The 17106-nt window shown below is 65.3% G+C and carries 12 protein-coding genes and 1 tRNA gene; 12 read left to right on the forward strand and 1 reads right to left on the reverse strand.

The window, feature by feature from the left end; all coding sequences use genetic code 11:
• The first annotated feature begins 50 nt into the window (after positions 1-50).
• From rsmA to ACZY1F_RS06215, 3 genes are read left to right on the forward strand one after another with little or no spacing between them, the layout of a single operon-like run.
• Positions 51-923: a 16S rRNA (adenine(1518)-N(6)/adenine(1519)-N(6))-dimethyltransferase RsmA gene (rsmA, locus tag ACZY1F_RS06205; RefSeq protein ID WP_463940866.1), complete on the forward strand. Its 873-nt coding sequence runs from the start codon at positions 51-53 to the stop codon at positions 921-923.
• Positions 920-1882, forward strand: coding sequence for a 4-(cytidine 5'-diphospho)-2-C-methyl-D-erythritol kinase (locus tag ACZY1F_RS06210; protein WP_463940867.1), 963 nt, complete (start codon positions 920-922; stop codon positions 1880-1882). The genes rsmA and ACZY1F_RS06210 overlap by 4 nt, the downstream gene beginning before the upstream one ends.
• A gap of 38 nt (positions 1883-1920) precedes the next feature.
• On the forward strand, positions 1921-3747 hold the full coding sequence (locus ACZY1F_RS06215; protein WP_463940868.1) for an ABC-F family ATP-binding cassette domain-containing protein: 1827 nt from the start codon (positions 1921-1923) through the stop codon (positions 3745-3747).
• Between the two features lie 564 nt (positions 3748-4311).
• Here the strand turns inward: ACZY1F_RS06215 and ACZY1F_RS06220 are convergent.
• Positions 4312-4938, reverse strand: coding sequence for a TetR/AcrR family transcriptional regulator (locus ACZY1F_RS06220; protein WP_463940869.1), 627 nt, complete (start codon positions 4936-4938; stop codon positions 4312-4314).
• A gap of 150 nt (positions 4939-5088) precedes the next feature.
• Here ACZY1F_RS06220 and ACZY1F_RS06225 point away from each other — a divergent pair.
• From ACZY1F_RS06225 to sufU, 9 genes are all read left to right on the forward strand, one after another.
• Positions 5089-5160: transfer RNA gene (locus tag ACZY1F_RS06225), tRNA-Gln, on the forward strand.
• A 109-nt stretch (positions 5161-5269) separates the two neighbouring features.
• A complete protein-coding gene (gene glmU, locus ACZY1F_RS06230) occupies positions 5270-6751 on the forward strand; it encodes a bifunctional UDP-N-acetylglucosamine diphosphorylase/glucosamine-1-phosphate N-acetyltransferase GlmU (RefSeq protein ID WP_463940871.1) in 1482 nt (493 codons plus the stop codon).
• Entirely contained in the window at positions 6751-7731 is a 981-nt protein-coding gene (locus ACZY1F_RS06235; RefSeq protein WP_056348072.1) for a ribose-phosphate diphosphokinase, read from the forward strand. The genes glmU and ACZY1F_RS06235 overlap by 1 nt, the downstream gene beginning before the upstream one ends.
• A 263-nt stretch (positions 7732-7994) precedes the next feature.
• A complete protein-coding gene (locus ACZY1F_RS06240; protein WP_463917201.1) occupies positions 7995-8585 on the forward strand; it encodes a 50S ribosomal protein L25/general stress protein Ctc in 591 nt (196 codons plus the stop codon).
• Positions 8586-8664: 79 nt separating this feature from the next.
• Positions 8665-9261, forward strand: coding sequence for an aminoacyl-tRNA hydrolase (pth, locus tag ACZY1F_RS06245; protein ID WP_463940872.1), 597 nt, complete (start codon positions 8665-8667; stop codon positions 9259-9261).
• Positions 9262-9373: 112 nt separating this feature from the next.
• Complete coding sequence (locus tag ACZY1F_RS06250) at positions 9374-12112, forward strand: LuxR C-terminal-related transcriptional regulator (RefSeq protein ID WP_463940874.1); 2739 nt, start codon at positions 9374-9376, stop codon at positions 12110-12112.
• Positions 12113-12146: 34 nt separating this feature from the next.
• Positions 12147-14819, forward strand: coding sequence for a LuxR C-terminal-related transcriptional regulator (locus ACZY1F_RS06255; protein ID WP_463941138.1), 2673 nt, complete (start codon positions 12147-12149; stop codon positions 14817-14819).
• Between the two features lie 445 nt (positions 14820-15264).
• Positions 15265-16590 (forward strand): SufS family cysteine desulfurase, encoded by a 1326-nt coding sequence (locus ACZY1F_RS06260; RefSeq protein WP_463940876.1) that lies wholly within the window; start codon positions 15265-15267, stop codon positions 16588-16590.
• A gap of 24 nt (positions 16591-16614) precedes the next feature.
• Positions 16615-17064, forward strand: coding sequence for a Fe-S cluster assembly sulfur transfer protein SufU (sufU, locus tag ACZY1F_RS06265; protein ID WP_463940877.1), 450 nt, complete (start codon positions 16615-16617; stop codon positions 17062-17064).
• The last annotated feature ends 42 nt before the right edge of the window (positions 17065-17106 follow it).

Genomic DNA, 17106 nt, shown 5'->3' on the forward strand with positions numbered 1-17106 from the left:
CCGCCCGGGAAGCGGATGGCCCGCCGCGGCGAGCGGGATAGGATACCTAGGTGACTGAACCGACTGCCGCCGCGCCCGCACCCCTCTTCGGTGCCTCCGACATACGCCGGCTGGCAGAAGAAATCGGAATCCGGCCCACCAAGACCCTGGGCCAGAACTTCGTCATCGACGGCAACACCATCCGCCGGATCGTCTCGGTTGCCAACATCGGGCCAACCGAGACCGTGCTGGAAGTCGGGCCCGGACTTGGGTCCCTCACTCTGGGCCTTCTGGACGCCGCGCAGACGGTGGTCGCCGTTGAAATCGACCCCGTCTTGGCTGCGAAGCTGCCCGAAACCGTCAAGGCCTGGCGCCCTGAAGCGGCGGACTCATTCCATCTGGTCCAGGCGGACGCCATGAAGGTGACGTCCCTCCCGGTTGAGCCCACCGCCATTGTGGCAAACCTGCCCTACAACGTTGCCGTGCCGGTGGTCCTGCACCTGCTTCAGCACTTCCCCAGCCTGCAGCACGGTCTGGTTATGGTCCAGGACGAGGTTGCCGACCGCCTGGCTGCGGGGCCCGGATCAAAGACCTACGGGGTGCCCTCCGTCAAAGCGGCCTGGTACAGCAGCATGCGCAAGGCAGGCGTGATCGGCATGAACGTCTTCTGGCCTGCGCCGAAGATCCAGTCCGGACTCGTGTCCTTCACCAGGCGGGAACCGCCTGAAACTACCGCCACCCGTGAACAGGTGTTCGCTGTGATCGACGCCGCCTTCGCCCAGCGCCGGAAAACGCTGCGCGCCGCCCTGGCCGGCTGGGCCGGCGGCGCACCCGAGGCCGAGCGCTGCCTCATCGCCGCCGGAGTCGCTCCGTCAGCCCGGGGTGAAGTCCTTGACATCCACGCCTTCGCCCGGATTGCCGAAGCCCGCGAGGCCGGGTCGTGAAGGCAGCCGCCGGGAAGTTTCCCGCACGGACGGTCCGCGTGAAGGCACCCGGCAAAGTCAACGTTTCCCTGGATGTGGGACCGTTGCGCGCGGACGGCTACCATTCAGTTGCCAGCGTTTACCTAGCCGTTTCCCTCTATGAGGAGGTGGCTGCCACCAGCACCGAAACGCCGGGAATCACTGTCAGCATCAGCCCTGACAGCACCCTGGACCTGGACGACGTGGATATTCCGCTGGACGAGAGGAACCTCGCCTACAAGGCCGCAGCGATCATGGCCGATGTCTCCGAGCATTCCACCGGGGTGCACCTTGAAATCACCAAGCGGGTCCCCGTGGCTGGGGGCATGGGCGGCGGCTCGGCCGATGCCGCGGCCACCCTGCTGGCCTGCGATGCGCTGTGGAACAGCGGGCTGTCGCGGGACGAGTTGGCTCACCTGGCCGCTGAACTGGGTGCCGACGTCCCGTTCTCCCTCCTCGGCGGAACCGCCGTCGGGCTCGGCGTTGGCGACGACCTTTCGCCGGCCCTGGCCAAAGCCCAAACCGACTGGGTCCTCGTGGCCGCGGACTATGGACTGCCCACCCCCGAAGTCTTCCGCACCCTGGACCGGCTCCGCGAGGCCGAAGGACTGGACGTCGCCGAGCCTACGGCCGTGGATCCCAAGATCCTGCAGGCGCTGCGGAGCGGGGACGCGGATGCCCTGGGCCGGGTCCTGGTGAACGACCTGCAGCGGGCCTCTATTGAACTTTCCCCGGCGCTCCGCGATACGCTGGGACGAGGTGAAGCGCTCGGCGCCCTGGCCGGAATCGTGTCCGGTTCCGGACCCACCGTGGCGCTGTTGACCCACAATCCCGCTGCCGCCGAAAACCTGGCGGAGGACCTGCGGCACTACGGGTTGACAGCGCTGGCTGTCCACGGGCCAGTGCACGGCGCCCGCATCATCTCCGATACCCTCCTTTAAGAGCCCCCTTCCTTACAGAGCAGCAGAAAGCAGTCCTCTTGGCACACCTTCTTGGCGGCGAAAACCTTTCGGTTTCGTACGCAACGCGCACCGTCCTGGACGGCATCACCCTCGGACTCGAGGAAGGTGACAGGATCGGCATGGTGGGCCGGAATGGCGACGGCAAGTCCACTCTGATGCGCCTGCTGGCGATGCGCTCAACCCCGGATTCCGGCCGGGTGACCAAGCGCAGCGAAGTCAACATCGGATACCTGGACCAGAGCGACGTGCTCGACGGCGACCTCACGGTCGGCGCTGCGATCGTCGGTGACCAGGCCGACTACGAATGGGCCCGCAATCCCCAGATCCGCGAAGTCATGGGCGGGCTTGTGTCCGACGTCGACTGGCATGCCAACGTCCACGCCCTCTCTGGCGGGCAGAAGCGGCGGGTGGCGCTGGCCAAGCTGCTGATCGAGGACCACGACGTCATCATGCTCGACGAACCGACCAACCACCTCGACGTCGAAGGTGTCGCGTGGCTGTCCAGGCACCTGAAGACCCGCTGGCGGGCCAACCAGGGCGCCTTCCTGGTGGTCACCCACGACCGCTGGTTCCTGGACGAAGTCTGCACCAAGACCTGGGAAATCCACGACGGCATCATGGACCCGTTCGACGGCGGCTACGCGGCCTACGTCCTGGCCCGTGCCGAGCGTGACCGTGCGGCGAATGTTATGGAAGGCAAGCGCCAGATGCTCGTGAAGAAGGAGCTCGCCTGGCTGCGCCGCGGCGCTCCGGCCCGCACGGCCAAGCCGAAGTTCCGCATCGAGGCCGCCAACGCCCTCATCGCCGACGTCCCCGAGCCGCGCGACTCCACAGCCCTGAGCAAGATGGCCACCGCCCGGCTCGGCAAGGACGTCCTGGACCTCGAGAACCTCTCACTGGACTTCCTCGGCGGCGACCCCGGACAGAAACTCTTCGACAACATCACCCTGCGGCTTGCACCCGGTGAGCGGCTGGGCCTCGTGGGCGTCAACGGCGCCGGCAAGACCACCCTGCTGAAACTCCTCAACGGCGAGATTGAGCCGTCATCCGGCAAGGTCAAACGCGGCAAGACCGTGGTCACCGCCGTGCTGACCCAGGAAGTCAAAGAACTCGACGACGTCTCGGACCTGCGCGTGATCGAAGTCATCGAGCGCGAAAAGCGGTCCTTCAACGTGGGCGGCAAGGAATTCACGGCGGGCCAGCTGGTAGAGCAGCTCGGCTTCACCAACGAAAAGCAGTGGACCCCGGTCAGGGACCTCTCCGGTGGTGAGCGCCGGCGCCTCCAGCTGCTGCGCCTGCTGGTGGGGGAGCCGAACGTGCTGATGCTCGATGAGCCCACCAACGACCTCGACACCGACACCCTTGCCGCCGTCGAAGACGTCCTTGACGGCTGGCCCGGCACGCTTGTGGTGGTCAGCCACGACCGTTACCTGCTGGAGCGCGTGACGGACCACCAGATGGCACTGCTGGGCGACGGCAAGATCCGCGCCCTGCCCCGCGGCGTGGACCAGTACCTCGAACTCCGCGAAGGCGCACTTGCCGGCTCCACCATCACCGGCGGCGGCAACCCCGTCACCGGCCCGAGCGGCAGCTCCGCCCCTGCAACCTCCGGCTCCTCGGAAGCCGAAAAGCGCGACGCCCGCAAGGCCAAGAACCGGATCGAGCGCCAGCTGGGCAAACTGGAGCAGCAGGAAAAAAAGGTTCACGACCAGATGGTCAAGAGCACCGCAGAATCCGACTTCGACGCCCTCGCGGACCAGAACAAAAAACTCAAGGACCTCGCCACCGACCGCGAAGCCCTGGAACTCGAATGGATGGAAGCCCTGGAAGTCCTCGGCGAGTAACCTGTCGAGTAGGGGTCGGCTCCGGCTTGGGTGCCGGAGCCGGCCCTTCGTTGTTTGCGCGGCTTGGGCGCCGGAACCGGCCCTTCCGCGTCGCTTAGACACAGGGCAAATGGGCCGCTCCGGTCGCTTGGCGACCTCCGCGCCCCGATGCCCTGCGATGCGCTCCTTTCGGAAGGACCGCCTCCGGCGAGGTACGTCACCTCCCGATAGACCACCTCCGGCAACGTACCTCACCTCCCGCCGTGGAACAGCAGGCAACTAGCGGAACGTTCGGCAGGGTAACTTGTGGAGGCGCCCGAACAGAGGTGTCGGCTATGGCGGCGCGGCCGAGGACGCTCGAACAGAGGTGGCGGCAATAGCGGTGCGGGGGGCCTTCGCGTAGTCGCGCATTGCGGCGCATCGTGGCGTGTAGGTCGCCCAGCGACCGTAGCGTCACCTTTGCGCTGTAAGCGTCGTCCCGAGGGCCCCGACGCGAGCTTGCGAGTGTTGGGAAGGGACCTACGCGCTAAGCGACGGCGAAGGGCTCCTGCGCCGCGAAGGTAACCACAAGGACCGCAACCAGGCTCAGACCTCGGACTTCAGCTCCGGGTCTTTTTGGAGGCCGGTGAGGCCGTTCCAGGCGAGGTTGACCAGGTGCGCGGCCACGGTGTGTTTGTCGGGCTGGCGGCTGTCCTGCCACCATTGGCCGGTCATGGCCACCATGCCCACGAGCATCTGGGCGTACATGGCGCCGTCCTGGGCGCTGAAGCCGCGGCGGTGGAATTCGTCGGACAGGATGTGTTCCACGCGTGCGGTGACCTGGGACAGCAGGGTGGAGAAGGCGCCTTCGGGCTGCGACGGCGGTGCGTCGCGCATCAGGATCCGGAAACCCTCCGCCCGGTCCTCGATGTAGGTGAGGAGGGCCAGGGCGGCGCGTTCCACCAGGACCCGTGGTTTTCCTTCTTCGGTGAGGGCAGCGGTGATCGAGTCCAGCAGGATGTGGAACTCGAAGTCCACCACCTGCGTGTAGAGGCCCTCTTTGGACCCGAAATGTTCGTAGATCACGGGCTTGGACACACCGGCGCAGGCCGCAATTTCCTCAATGGTGGTCCCGTCGAGCCCGCGCGCGGCAAAAAGGCCGCGGCCGACGTCGACGAGCTGGCTGCGCCGCTGCACGCCGGTCATCCGGGTCCGGGGAGGGTTATTGCTCACATTTTCCATCATGCCCTAGCGCCGCTGAAACGGTTGGAACCGGTGGCGGGACAGAGGCCCGGCGGCCGTGATTCCTGCCAATGTCGCGGGCTGCCCTGAAGGCATGGCAAAATAAATACTTGTGCCTTGGCCTTTGCGCCTCTGGCATGGTCCGCCCTGGTGTAATGGCAGCACCCCGGCCTTTGGAGCCGTGGAGTATAGGTTCGAATCCTATGGGCGGAACTGCTGTGCGAAGACCGTCCAGTAGGATGAACACGGTGCCCCGCCAGCGATTTGGCCGGGCAGGCACCGCGCCCAGCGCAACGCGCAACCAAGCAAGGAGAACCCGTACGTGATCCCCGAGACTACCGGCCCAGCCGCCGTCATTGTTCTGGCAGCAGGCGCCGGTACCCGGATGAAATCCCGTACCCCGAAGATCCTGCACGAGATCGGCGGCCGGTCCATGGTGGGCCACGCCCTCCTGGCGGCCCGCAGCATTAATCCCGGACGGCTGGCCCTGGTGGTCCGCCACGAGCGGGACCTGGTTGCCCGCCACCTGAACGAGCTGGACGCCGAAGCCCTGATTGTGGACCAGGACGACGTTCCCGGCACCGGCCGCGCCGTCGAGGTGGCCGTGCAAGCGCTGGATGCCCAGGAAAAGCTCGCAGGCACCGTGGTGGTCACTTACGGCGATGTTCCGCTCCTCACCGGCAGCCTGTTGGCGGACCTGGTGGCCACGCATGAGCGGGAGGCCAATGCCGTCACGGTGCTCACCGCCCTGCTGGATGACGCCACAGGCTACGGGCGCATTCTCCGCGGTGATGACAGGTCCGTGACGGGCATCCGCGAACACAAGGATGCAACGGAAACCGAACGCCTGATCCGCGAGGTGAATTCCGGGATCTACGCCTTCGACGCCGATGTCCTCCGTGACGCGCTTGTCCACATCACCACTGACAATTCGCAGGGCGAGAAGTACCTCACCGATGTACTGGGCCTCGCGCGGCAGTCGGGCGGCCGCGTTGCGGCCGTCGTCACCGAGGACCGCTGGCAGGTGGAGGGCGCCAATGACCGGGTGCAGCTCTCCGCCCTTGGCGCGGAACTGAACCGCCGCACCGTTGAAGCCTGGATGCGCGCCGGGGTCACCGTAGTTGACCCTGCCACCACCTGGATCGATTCCACCGTGATACTGGACGAGGACGTCCGTATCCTGCCGAACACGCAGCTGCACGGAGCCACCACCGTGGCGAGGGACGCCGTCGTCGGCCCCGACTCCACCCTCACCGATGTCCGCATCGGCGAGGGTGCCAAAGTGACCCGCACACACGGTTCCGGTGCCGTGATCGGTGCGGACGCCGCCGTCGGCCCCTTCACGTACCTGCGTCCCGGCACCGTGCTCGGTGACACCGGCAAGATCGGTGCGTTCTACGAAACCAAGAACGTCACGATTGGCCGAGGCTCCAAACTTTCCCACCTTGGCTACGCCGGCGATGCCGAAATTGGCGAGGACACCAACATTGGCTGCGGCAACATCACGGCCAATTACGACGGCGAGAAGAAGCACCGCACGGTGATCGGCTCGGGCGTCCGCACAGGTTCCAACACGGTCTTTGTTGCACCGGTCACCGTGGGGGACGGTGCCTACAGCGGCGCCGGCGCGGTGATCCGCAAGGACGTCCCGGCAGGGGCACTCGTCCTGTCCGTTGCAGCACAGCGCAACTCCGAGGGATGGGTTGTGGCCAACCGCCCCGGCTCACGCTCGGCTGAACTGGCGCAGGCGGCCGCCTCAGATTCCTCACATACCCCAGCATCGACAGAAGAGGACCAGCGATAATGAGCGAAATTACGGCACGCGGCGAGAAGAAGCTGGTGCTTGCCGCTGGGCGGGCGCACCCCGAACTGGCGCGGGAAATCGCCAAGGAGCTGGGTACCGAGCTGCTGCCGGTTGATGCCTATGACTTCGCCAACGGGGAGATTTACGTCCGCGCCGGCGAAAGTGTCCGGGGAACGGACGCGTTCGTCATCCAGGCCCACCCGGCGCCGTTGAACAACCACCTCATGGAACAGCTGATCATGATCGATTCGCTGAAGCGGGCCTCCGCCAAGCGGATCACGGTGGTGTCCCCGTTCTACCCGTACGCGCGGCAGGACAAGAAGGGCCGCGGCCGCGAACCCATTTCCGCCCGCCTGGTAGCGGACCTATACAAGACCGCCGGTGCTGACCGCATCATGAGCGTTGACCTGCACACCTCGCAGATCCAGGGCTTCTTCGACGGGCCCGTGGACCACCTTATGGCCATCCCCCTCCTGGCGGACTACATCCGCACCCGCGTCGCCGCGGACAACGTCACCGTGGTGTCCCCGGACACCGGCCGGGTGCGCGTCGCGGAGCAGTGGGCCGAACGCCTGGGCGGAGCGCCGCTGGCATTTGTGCACAAGAGCCGTGACCTCACCGTTCCCAACCAGGCCGTCTCCAAGACTGTCGTGGGCCAGATCGAGGGCCGGACCTGCGTCCTCATCGATGACATGATCGACACCGGCGGCACCATTTCCGGAGCGGTCCAGGTCCTGAAGAACGCCGGGGCGAAGGACGTCATCATCGCCGCGACGCACGCTGTGTTCTCCGAGCCCGCGGCACAGCGGCTGTCAGAGTCCGGCGCCCGAGAAGTGGTGGTCACCAACACGTTGCCCCTCACAGCGAACCAGCAGTTCCCGCAGCTGACGGTGCTGTCCATCGCGCCGCTGATTGCCCGCGCCATCCGCGAAGTGTTCGACGACGGTTCGGTCACCAGCTTGTTCGACGGCAACGCCTGATTTTTGACGCTCTTGGTGGTTGAGCCCGTCGAAACCAGACAGGCTCAACCACCGCTCTTTTCAATAATTGGGCCCGGCGCTGCTAAGCTGTTTGACGACACCTTGGCGAGGGAGAGCAACCGGAAAACCGGACTGCAGGTCTCCGTTATCGACTGGGTCTGAATCTCCCTTCTGGAAGGGCCGCCTCACGGCCGCCCGGCGTTGAAGGTCGTAACGGACCTCCGCCCTTGCTGAACACCATTTAGTCTTTCGAGGAGATACACATGTCTGAGCAGAAGCTCGCAGCAGAAATCCGCACCGAATTCGGCAAGGGCTTCGCCCGCCGCGCCCGCATGGCCAACCTGATCCCGGCCGTCATCTACGGCCACGGTGCAGAGCCGCTCCACATCACGCTTCCGGCCAAGGCCACCACACTGGCAGTCCGTAAAGCCAACGCCCTGCTGTCCCTGGACGTCAACGGCGAAGAGCACCTGGCCCTGGTCAAGGACGTCCAGCGCGACCCCATCAAGCAGATCATCGAGCACATCGACCTGCTGACCGTCATCAAGGGCGAGAAGGTCACCGTGGACATCCCGGTCCACATCGTTGGCGAACTGGCTCCGGGCAGCGTCTTCAACCAGGAACTCACCGTCATCTCCCTTGAGGCCGAGGCAACCCACCTGCCCACCGCCATCGAGGTCGACATCGAAGGCCGCTCCGCCGGACAGCACATCCACGCTTCCGACCTGGTCCTGCCGAAGGGTTCGGTCCTGCTGGCCGACGCCGACGCACTGGTTGTCCACATCTCCGAGGCCACTGAGGTCTCTGACGAAGAGGCACAGGCTGATTCCGCAGCCGCAGTCTCAGCCGAGTAATAACGGCACAGTTTGATTTGTGGCCGGACCCTGTCAGGGTCCGGCCACAGCCATGTCCGGACCACCTTAGGATTGAATAATGACTGACACCTGGCTGATCGTTGGCCTCGGAAACCCCGGGGCTGAATATAAGGGCAACCGGCACAACGTCGGCCAGATGGTCCTGGACGAACTCGCGGCCCGGATGGGCGGCAAGTTCAAAACACACAAGGCGCGCGCCCAGGTGCTCGAGGGGCGGCTGGGGATTGGCGGCCCCAGGGTGGTGCTGTCCAAGCCGATGAGCTATATGAACGTTTCCGGCGGCCCGGTGGCAGGCTTGGCGAACTTTTACGGCATTGCTCCTGACCATGTTGTTGCGGTGCACGATGAGATTGATATCCCGTTCAACACCATCAAGCTGAAATGCGGTGGCGGCGAGGGCGGCCACAACGGACTCCGGGACATGTCCAAGGCATTGGCTACCAAGGACTACTTGCGGGTACGGGTGGGTGTGGGCCGTCCGCCAGGACGGATGGACACTGCAGACTATGTCCTGCGCGATTTTGGCACTGCAGAGCGCAAGGACCTTCCGTTCCTGCTCGATGAGGCGGCCGATGCTGTGGAATTACTGGTCAGGGAGGGCCTGACCGCGGCCCAGCAGAAGTTCCATCCGGCCAGGTCAGACGTTCAGCAATAAAACTTAAAACCGCCTGTCCCTGTTTACCTGCGTGTGCCAAGGGGTAGTCTTCTTCCTAAGCGGGGGAGCGATGGGGCTTATCCCGCTTTAGTGGGATGTAGGGGACAAGTTCATGTCAATCGAGCCACTCAGCTGGGGACGTGGGTCACCGCTCAACGACGTTGAGCTGCGCACCGACACTGTTGGCGTATCAGAGCCGCAGCGATGGTCCGTGCCTGCGCGGAGCGCCAACCTCGAAGCGGTTCGTACGGCCCTGACCAGCCTCGACTCCCTGGGGGTCGTCATCACCGGCGGACGCGGCGTCGGCAAGTCCTCGTTGGCCCGGACAGCCGTGTCCGAGCTGGGCCCGGATATCTGGACTATGCAGCTGCGCAGCGGACCGTCGTCCGGAACAACGCCCTACGGTTGCCTGGCCTTCCTGCTGGCCCGCCTTCCCCAGGCGTACATGGGTTCGCCCACAGCAATCCTCCGCGGCATTACATCCCTCATCAAAAGTGATGCCGCGGGGCGCCAGTGTGTCATCACCCTGGACACCGCCGGCGGCATTGATGACATGAGCGCAGGCGTCCTGCTTAACATCCTTCTGACAGGTACAGCCCGCATGGTGGCCGTGGCACCCTCGATCAGCGACCTTCCGGCCGACTTCCACTGGCTCCTCAGCGACCGCCGGCTCACCGAGGTCAGGCTGGACAACCTCAATGAACTGCAGACCCGCCAGGTGCTGCTCTCCCTGCTGGGACACCGGGTGTCGGCCTCCCTGGTCAGCACCTTCCACACCATGGTCGGCGGAAACCCGCTGCTCCTGAAAGCGCTTGTCACAGAGCAGCAGCATTCGGGGAACCTGGTTCTTTCGGACTCCGTCTGGACGCTTCGGGACAAGGTGGTGCTCGACGGCGCGGCCAGCCTTGACGACATCGTCCGATCCCAGTGGACGCGGAAGTCTCCGGAGGAACGGCATGTCATTGAGATGCTCTCCTGCGCCCGCAGCGTGGAACTGTCCAGGCTGACCACTGTCTACGGTGCCAGTGTGGTGGCGGACATGGAGGATTCTGGCCTGCTGGAGATCGATTCTTCGGACCACCGATGGGTTTCGCTGCGCGAAAAATACCTCGGCGACGTGGTCCGGTCCTGGCTGAGCATCACTCGGCGACGGGAGTTGCGGAGCCTCCTCCTGGGCGGCAACGAGCCTGACCCTGCCGTGATGACGGTGGAGGAGTTGATGGCGTTCGCCGCCTGGACCCAGGAATGCGAGGCTGAGTTGAGTCCGGTCATGGCGCTGGCCGCTGCCGCAGCCGCAGTGCAGCTCTTTGACCCTCATTTTGCCCTCAAGTACGCCGACGCACTTAAGCGGAATGACCCTCAGTGGGTGCCAGCCCAGCGGCAGAAGGCGGCAGCGTACCTGCTCTTGGACCTCCCGGTGCAGGCCATGGCGGCACTGGACGATATTTCCCAGCCCCAGCTGGACAACCTGGACGTTGAGGAGTTCGCCCGGGTGGTCGCGGCCAAATCACGGGTTATGGTTTGGCTCCCCGAACACACCGCCCGGGTGCCGGCACTACTGCAGGCGGCACGGGAGCGGCTGGGCGTGGAACCGGGAATCGCCAAGGGCTGGCCGGAGCCGCTGGCTGCTGCGGCCAACCGGATCAGCCTGAGCGAATTCGAGTTCCAGGCCTTCGTGGGGGACTATGCCGCCGCCCTGCCGGCGCTGGAAGCCGCGGCGGACCCCGGGCAGAATCCGGACACCTGGTTCAGGATGAACTCAGCGGTAATCCTTATGAGCGCACTGTCCATGACGGGGCGGGAAATGGACGCACTGAGCCTGATGAGGCAGCTGGGCGGGCAGATCTCGGACGCCGCCGAGATCGTGGGGCTGCGTGAGAACTTCGCCGGCAGGGCGTACAACGTGCTCCTGATGGCAGGGCAGTGGCGCCGGTGCATCGACCTGCTGGATCCGCCGTCCGCGCGCGAATTCCACCGGCTCCCTTACCGGAGCGCCGCCGCGGAGCTCGCAGCCGGTATCGCCTACGTGTACTCGGGCCGCGGCGCCGTGGCCCTCGATTCGTTGCTCTCGGCCGCCGCGCAGCTGGAGTTGCGGCCCGTCCAGAGCATGCTCCGCGCAGCCTACGCTGCCATCGCCTTGGCATATGCGCAGATCGGCAATGCCGGGCAGTCCCGGAAGTATCTTGACAGGCTGCAGCGGACAGCAGGTGCCGCTGACCATGCCACCCGGAGCCGCACTGAATTCTGTGCTCATATGGCCGCCCGCTGGCTGGGGGACAGCGACGCAGCCGCCCGACTTAAGCAGTCCGCCCGCCGCGACATCTCAACAGGCACGTTCACCCTTGCCGGCATCAGCCTGCTCGGAGCCACAGTCAACGGCACCGAAGCTGACTTCCGGCTGATGGAACAAGTGGCCGGGCATCGCCAGGGCCCCTTGGCGGAAATTTCTCGGCTGATCGCCGTGGGCAGCCGGACCCGCGATGCCAAAACCTTGCTTGCTGGCGGGGAACTGGCGGCCACCCTTGAACTGGATGCCGTTGAGGCCCGTTGCATGGCGCTGGCCGTTGACTACGCCCGGCAGGCCGGTGACTCGATCTCCGCCAGGACTGCACAGGCCCGGCTCGACATCCTCGCGGCCACCGTTGCAAGCCTGCCGATCGTACCGAGCAGCGGCAGCCCGCTCCTGACCGCCCGGGAGAGGCAGATCGCGCGGCTGGCAGGCCGGGGCGCGTCCAACCGTGATATTGCCGTAGAGATGGGAGTGTCCGTGCGCACTGTGGAAGGACACCTTTACCAGGTCTTTACCAAGCTCGGAGTGACATCCAGGGGTGATCTGACTGGACTCGTATAACGGCCACGCAGCCAAACCTGGACCGCCGTACCGACTGCTCACGGGCCGGCGTGAACCGCTGGACCGGATCTGCAACATCATCCGCAGCCGCACGAGCCAGGCAGTGTTCCTCATGGCTGGCCCGGGCATCGGGAAGTCAACGCTGACCGAGGCCGTCACCGAGCGGCTTGCCCAGGAGATGATTATTGTTCAGATCCATGGAAGCTCGTCGCTGTCCGGCGTTCCCTTTGGAGTTCTGGCACCCTATACCGCGGAGCTCACAGCCGAGGACTCGGTGTCTCCGGTGGCTGTGCTGCGGTCGGTGTGGAGGTACTTCGAGACGCTGAAAGGCGGCAAAGAGACCCCGTTGCTTCTGATGATGGATGACGCCCATCACTTGGACGAGGCAACGGCCAGCATTGTGGCCGACATGATCTCGGCCGGCTGGGCAACGGTGCTTGCTGCCGGCAGGCCGCGGCCCGGGCTGCCGCAGCCGCTCGCGCAGCTCTGGTACGACGGCCTGGCTGACCGTGTGGATCTGCGTCCCATGAACCGGGAGCAGATCGAGGAAGTCCTCTCCCATGCACTAGATGGAACAGTCCCCGCTGGAACCATTGACACTATCTGGAGTGCATCCGGCGGAAATCCGCGGATTCTTGATGCCTTGCTGCACGATGCCGCAGAACGGGGCCAACTCGCGAAGCGGAACGGGATCTGGATGCTGCTGGGCCCCTTGCCTGCCGACGGCCCCAGGCTCACCGAGGTAGTGGTGAAGGATATGATCCGCCGCGGCCCGGAAGAGCAGGAAGTCTTGAAACTTGTTGCCCTCGCCGGGCCGGTGAGCCGGAAGGTGATCGAGGATACCTTTGGCGCCGAGTTGGTACGGACGCTTCTGGACCAGCAGATGATCGTCGAAGATTCCGGCAGTCCGGCCGAACTCCGGATCTGGAACTCCGTCTTCGGAGAGGCGCTCCGAACCAGCATCTCGGTGTCGCGGAGCCTGCAGCTGCTTGAAAAGATCAGGGATCAGCTGGGAACCGCACCCGATGGGTCTGAGGGCAGGATGAGGGCCGTGGAATGGGCCCTCGAATGTGGATTGAAAGTATCCGATCCCGAGCTGCTCGAGGCCGCTGGCACCGCCTTGGTCCACTCCCGAAATTGGAGCACCCGGATGATGGCGGCAAAGGTCGCAGATCCGGACCTCGTGCCGCAGGCACAGGCTGTCCAGGCAAGGGCCCTATTCAATGAGGGCGACTTCGGTGGTGCGGCCAGGCTCTTGGACGGGTGCTGGCTGCAGCTGGGGAAGGGGCCCTGGGCTGTACCGGTCCTGATGCTCAGGGCGATGGCTCACCAGGCTCTGGGGACGCCGCTGACAGTATTCGCGGCCGATTCCCGCGAAGCGCTTATGAGCGCCGGCGCCATGACGGCCGGCCCCTTGGCCGTCCCGCCGGATTCACAACAGGTACCAGGTGCTCCTGCCAAGCTCTGGCAGGAGTGCTTGCTTCGCCTGTTGGAACTCGGCGAAGCCGGCAACCTCCAGGCTTTGGAGGCCGAGGTCCAGGAACTTCGTAGCAGCCGCGCCGGTGATGCCACGGAGGACGCCCTGCGTGCTGTGGGACTCGCGCTGCTGGCCCATGCCCACGCCTCGGCCGGACGTGCCGTCCAGGGGCTGGAAGCGGCATTGCTGGCGGCCTCGGAACTTCCGGCCCTGCAGGGTGGCGTGTTTTTCTTCAATGAATTTGTCCTCGGCCGCCTGGTGGCGGATTACCTGGCCATGGGGGAGTGGGACTCGGCGGAACGGGAGTTGGCGAACTACGCCGCCGGACAGCCGCGGGGTGTCGCGTATTTCAGCGGCAGCCTCGAGGTACTCCGTGGCTACTCGTTGCTGCGGCAGGGGCGGATGGAACGCGCCTACCAAACGTTGTTGCCAGCTGTGGAGACCTTGCGGCTCAACGACCCGTTGCAGCTGTTCCGGTTTGGTTCCGGGCTGGCCTTCTATGTGGCGGCGAGGCTCGGTGACTCCGCCCAGGCCGGCCGGCTTGAGCTGGATTACAAGGATTCACCGTTGGGCTCCACCGGCTTCGGACTCCTTGCGACGGCCTACGCCGCTGCAGCATCAGAGTATGTGGCGCATGACGGGAAAGGCCTGGCGTCCCTCCACACACTGTCCACCACGCCCGGGGTGACCAGCCGAGCCGGGACACTTCTGGAGCTCCTGGCTCTCTGTTGGGACCTCGGCGATCATTCCGTGATCCCTTTGGTCCACACCCTGGCGGGGAACGTTGAAGGCCGGTGGGCCGCTGCCATGCTGACCCTGGCGGAGCACTGGGAGTCCGCTGACGCGGATTCCATCATGGACACGGCGGCAATGCTCGAAGGCTCGGGATTCGTCAACCTTGCGCGGGAAGCCTATGCCCGGTCGAGCACCGTCCTTGAGAGCTCTGGGGAGCGCCGGCGGGCCCGGCAGGCAGTGGCCCTGCGGGAGAAGTGCGACCACGAACTGGGGGAACGGTTCCGGGAAGGCCACTTCATCGCGGCAGCCCCCAGCGTGCACCTCACACGCAGGGAACAGGACATCGTAGAGCTTGCTGTGCAAGGCCTCACCGACAGGGAGATCGCACAAAAGCTCATGGTGTCCGTGCGCACTGTGGAGGGCCACCTTTACCGCACGTACGTCAAGCTCGGCGTGCGGAGCCGCGACGAACTGGCTACAGCCCTTCCGCACTAGGCCTGCGTGCGGACGTCGTGCATTTGGAACGTTGCGCACCGACGCCGTCCGTCCGGGCCCCTGCGTACAGACTTCCAGATACGCGTAGCCGCGGGGCGTAACCCGTAGCCCAGGCGCAAAAAAGTAGAGTACTGCCTACTCGTGTGCGGGGCTTGCGTATGCGGTTGACTTAGTACGGCAGGAAAACCCGGAATCACCGAACCGCGGACCGGCCAGGCATTTAGGCCTCTTTTTGACGCAAGCTTCCGGCCCTCGCGGCCGGATCGAAACGGGGTCGGCGACGTCAGAGTCTTCTGAGACCGAGACTCTCCCCCCAGCCGTCGCCGGCCCTCACTTCCGCGGGCTGAAGCCCGGAGCTGCTGTGGCGGTAGCCCATCGGGCCGCCGCCACAGTGGTGTTGTGGGACAATTGAGTGTCAATCCATTGGCATCTCAAGGAGTTAGCTTTGGCCCTAGTATCAACGCCTGCCACGCTGGAACGCGCAGTGCCGGCCATGGATAACGCCGAAGTCCTCAGGATTCGAAACGACTTCCCCGTACTTGGCCAGCTGGTCAACGGCCAGCCCCTGGTGTACCTCGATTCGGGCGCCACCTCGCAAAACCCGCTGAGCGTCATCGAAGCTGAGCAGGAGTTTTACGAACAGCGCAACGCTGCGGTACACCGCGGTGCCCACTACCTCGCCGTGGAAGCAACAGAAGTCTTCGAAGATGCCCGCCAGACCATCGCGGACTACATCGGTGCCGACTACACCGAAACGGTGTGGACCTCCAACGCCACCGAAGGCCTGAACCTGGTCAGCTACGCACTGTCCAACGCCGCGCTCTGGGCCGCGCACGGGCGCGGTGACGCCCGGCTGAAAGACCTCGCAGTGGGCCCGGGTGACCAGATCGTGGTCACCGAAATGGAGCACCACGCCAACCTGATCCCCTGGCAGGAACTGGCGTTCCGCACCGGCGCCACACTGCGCTACATCCCCATCGACGACTCCGGTACCCTGCGGATGGACGTTGCGGCCGAAATCCTGGGAAGCAAAACCAAGGTCCTGGCCTTCACCCACGCCTCCAACGTGTTGGGCACCATTAATCCCGTCCAGGAACTGGTCGCGCTGGGGCGGCAGGCAGGGGCCCTGGTGGTCCTGGACGCCTGCCAGTCCGCACCGCACATGCCGTTGAACGTCAAGGAGCTTGACGTCGACTTCGCCGTCTTCTCCGGCCACAAGATGCTGGCGCCTACCGGAATCGGTGTCCTTTACGGCAAGCAGGACCTCCTGGACGTCCTGCCGCCGTTCCTCACCGGAGGTTCCATGATCACCACCGTGACCATGGAACGGGCCGAGTACCTGCCCGCGCCGCAGCGCTTCGAGGCCGGTACCCAGCGCATCTCGCAGGCCGTTGCCCTGGCCGCCGCGGCCAACTACCTCACGGAAACCGGCCTGGACCGCGTGCACCGCTGGGAATCGGAGCTCGGCCAGCGGATGGTGGCAGGGCTGGAGTCCATTCCCGGCATCCGGGTCCTGGGGCCCGCCGCAGGACAGGAACGGATCGGCCTTGCCGCGTTCCACGTCGACGGGGTGCACGCGCACGACGTCGGGCAGTTCCTGGATTCCCGGGGCATCGCCGTCCGGGTGGGTCACCATTGCGCTCAGCCGCTGCACCGGCGCCTGGGCCTGACTGCCACCACCAGGGCAAGCGCCTACCTGTACAACACCACGGACGACGTCGACGCCTTCCTGGAAGCCGTCGCCGGCGTCCGCTCCTACTTCCGCGTCTAGCGCGATCACCAAAGGTAGACCTCCATGAGCCTTGACCAGCTGTATCAGCAGATCATCCTTGACCATTCCAAGGTCCGCCACGGCAGTGGACTGGCGGGAGTCGCAGCGCCCGCGGGGGCGTCCACGGGCCAGTCCCACCAGCTCAACCCGGTCTGCGGCGACGAAGTCACGCTGCGGGTGGCCGTGGAAAACGGCAAGGTGGCACAGATTTCCTGGGACGGCGAAGGCTGTTCCATCTCGATGGCGTCGGCGTCGGTCCTCAGCGAGCTCGCGGAGGGAATGACCGTGGACGAACTCCGCGCCGTCATCGGCAACTTCCGCGAACTGCTCCGCTCACGCGGGAAGATCCAAGCCGATCCCGAGATCCTCGGCGACGCCGCGGCTTTCGAAGGTGTGGCCCGCTACGCCGCGCGCGTTAAGTGCGCCATGATTTCCTGGGTGGCTGCCGAGGACGCTTTGAACCAGGCAACCTAGGCCGGCACGGTCCGAAGCCGGCTCGGATCCCGTGCGAGGCCG

It is taken from the genome of Pseudarthrobacter xylosi (assembly GCF_055412765.1).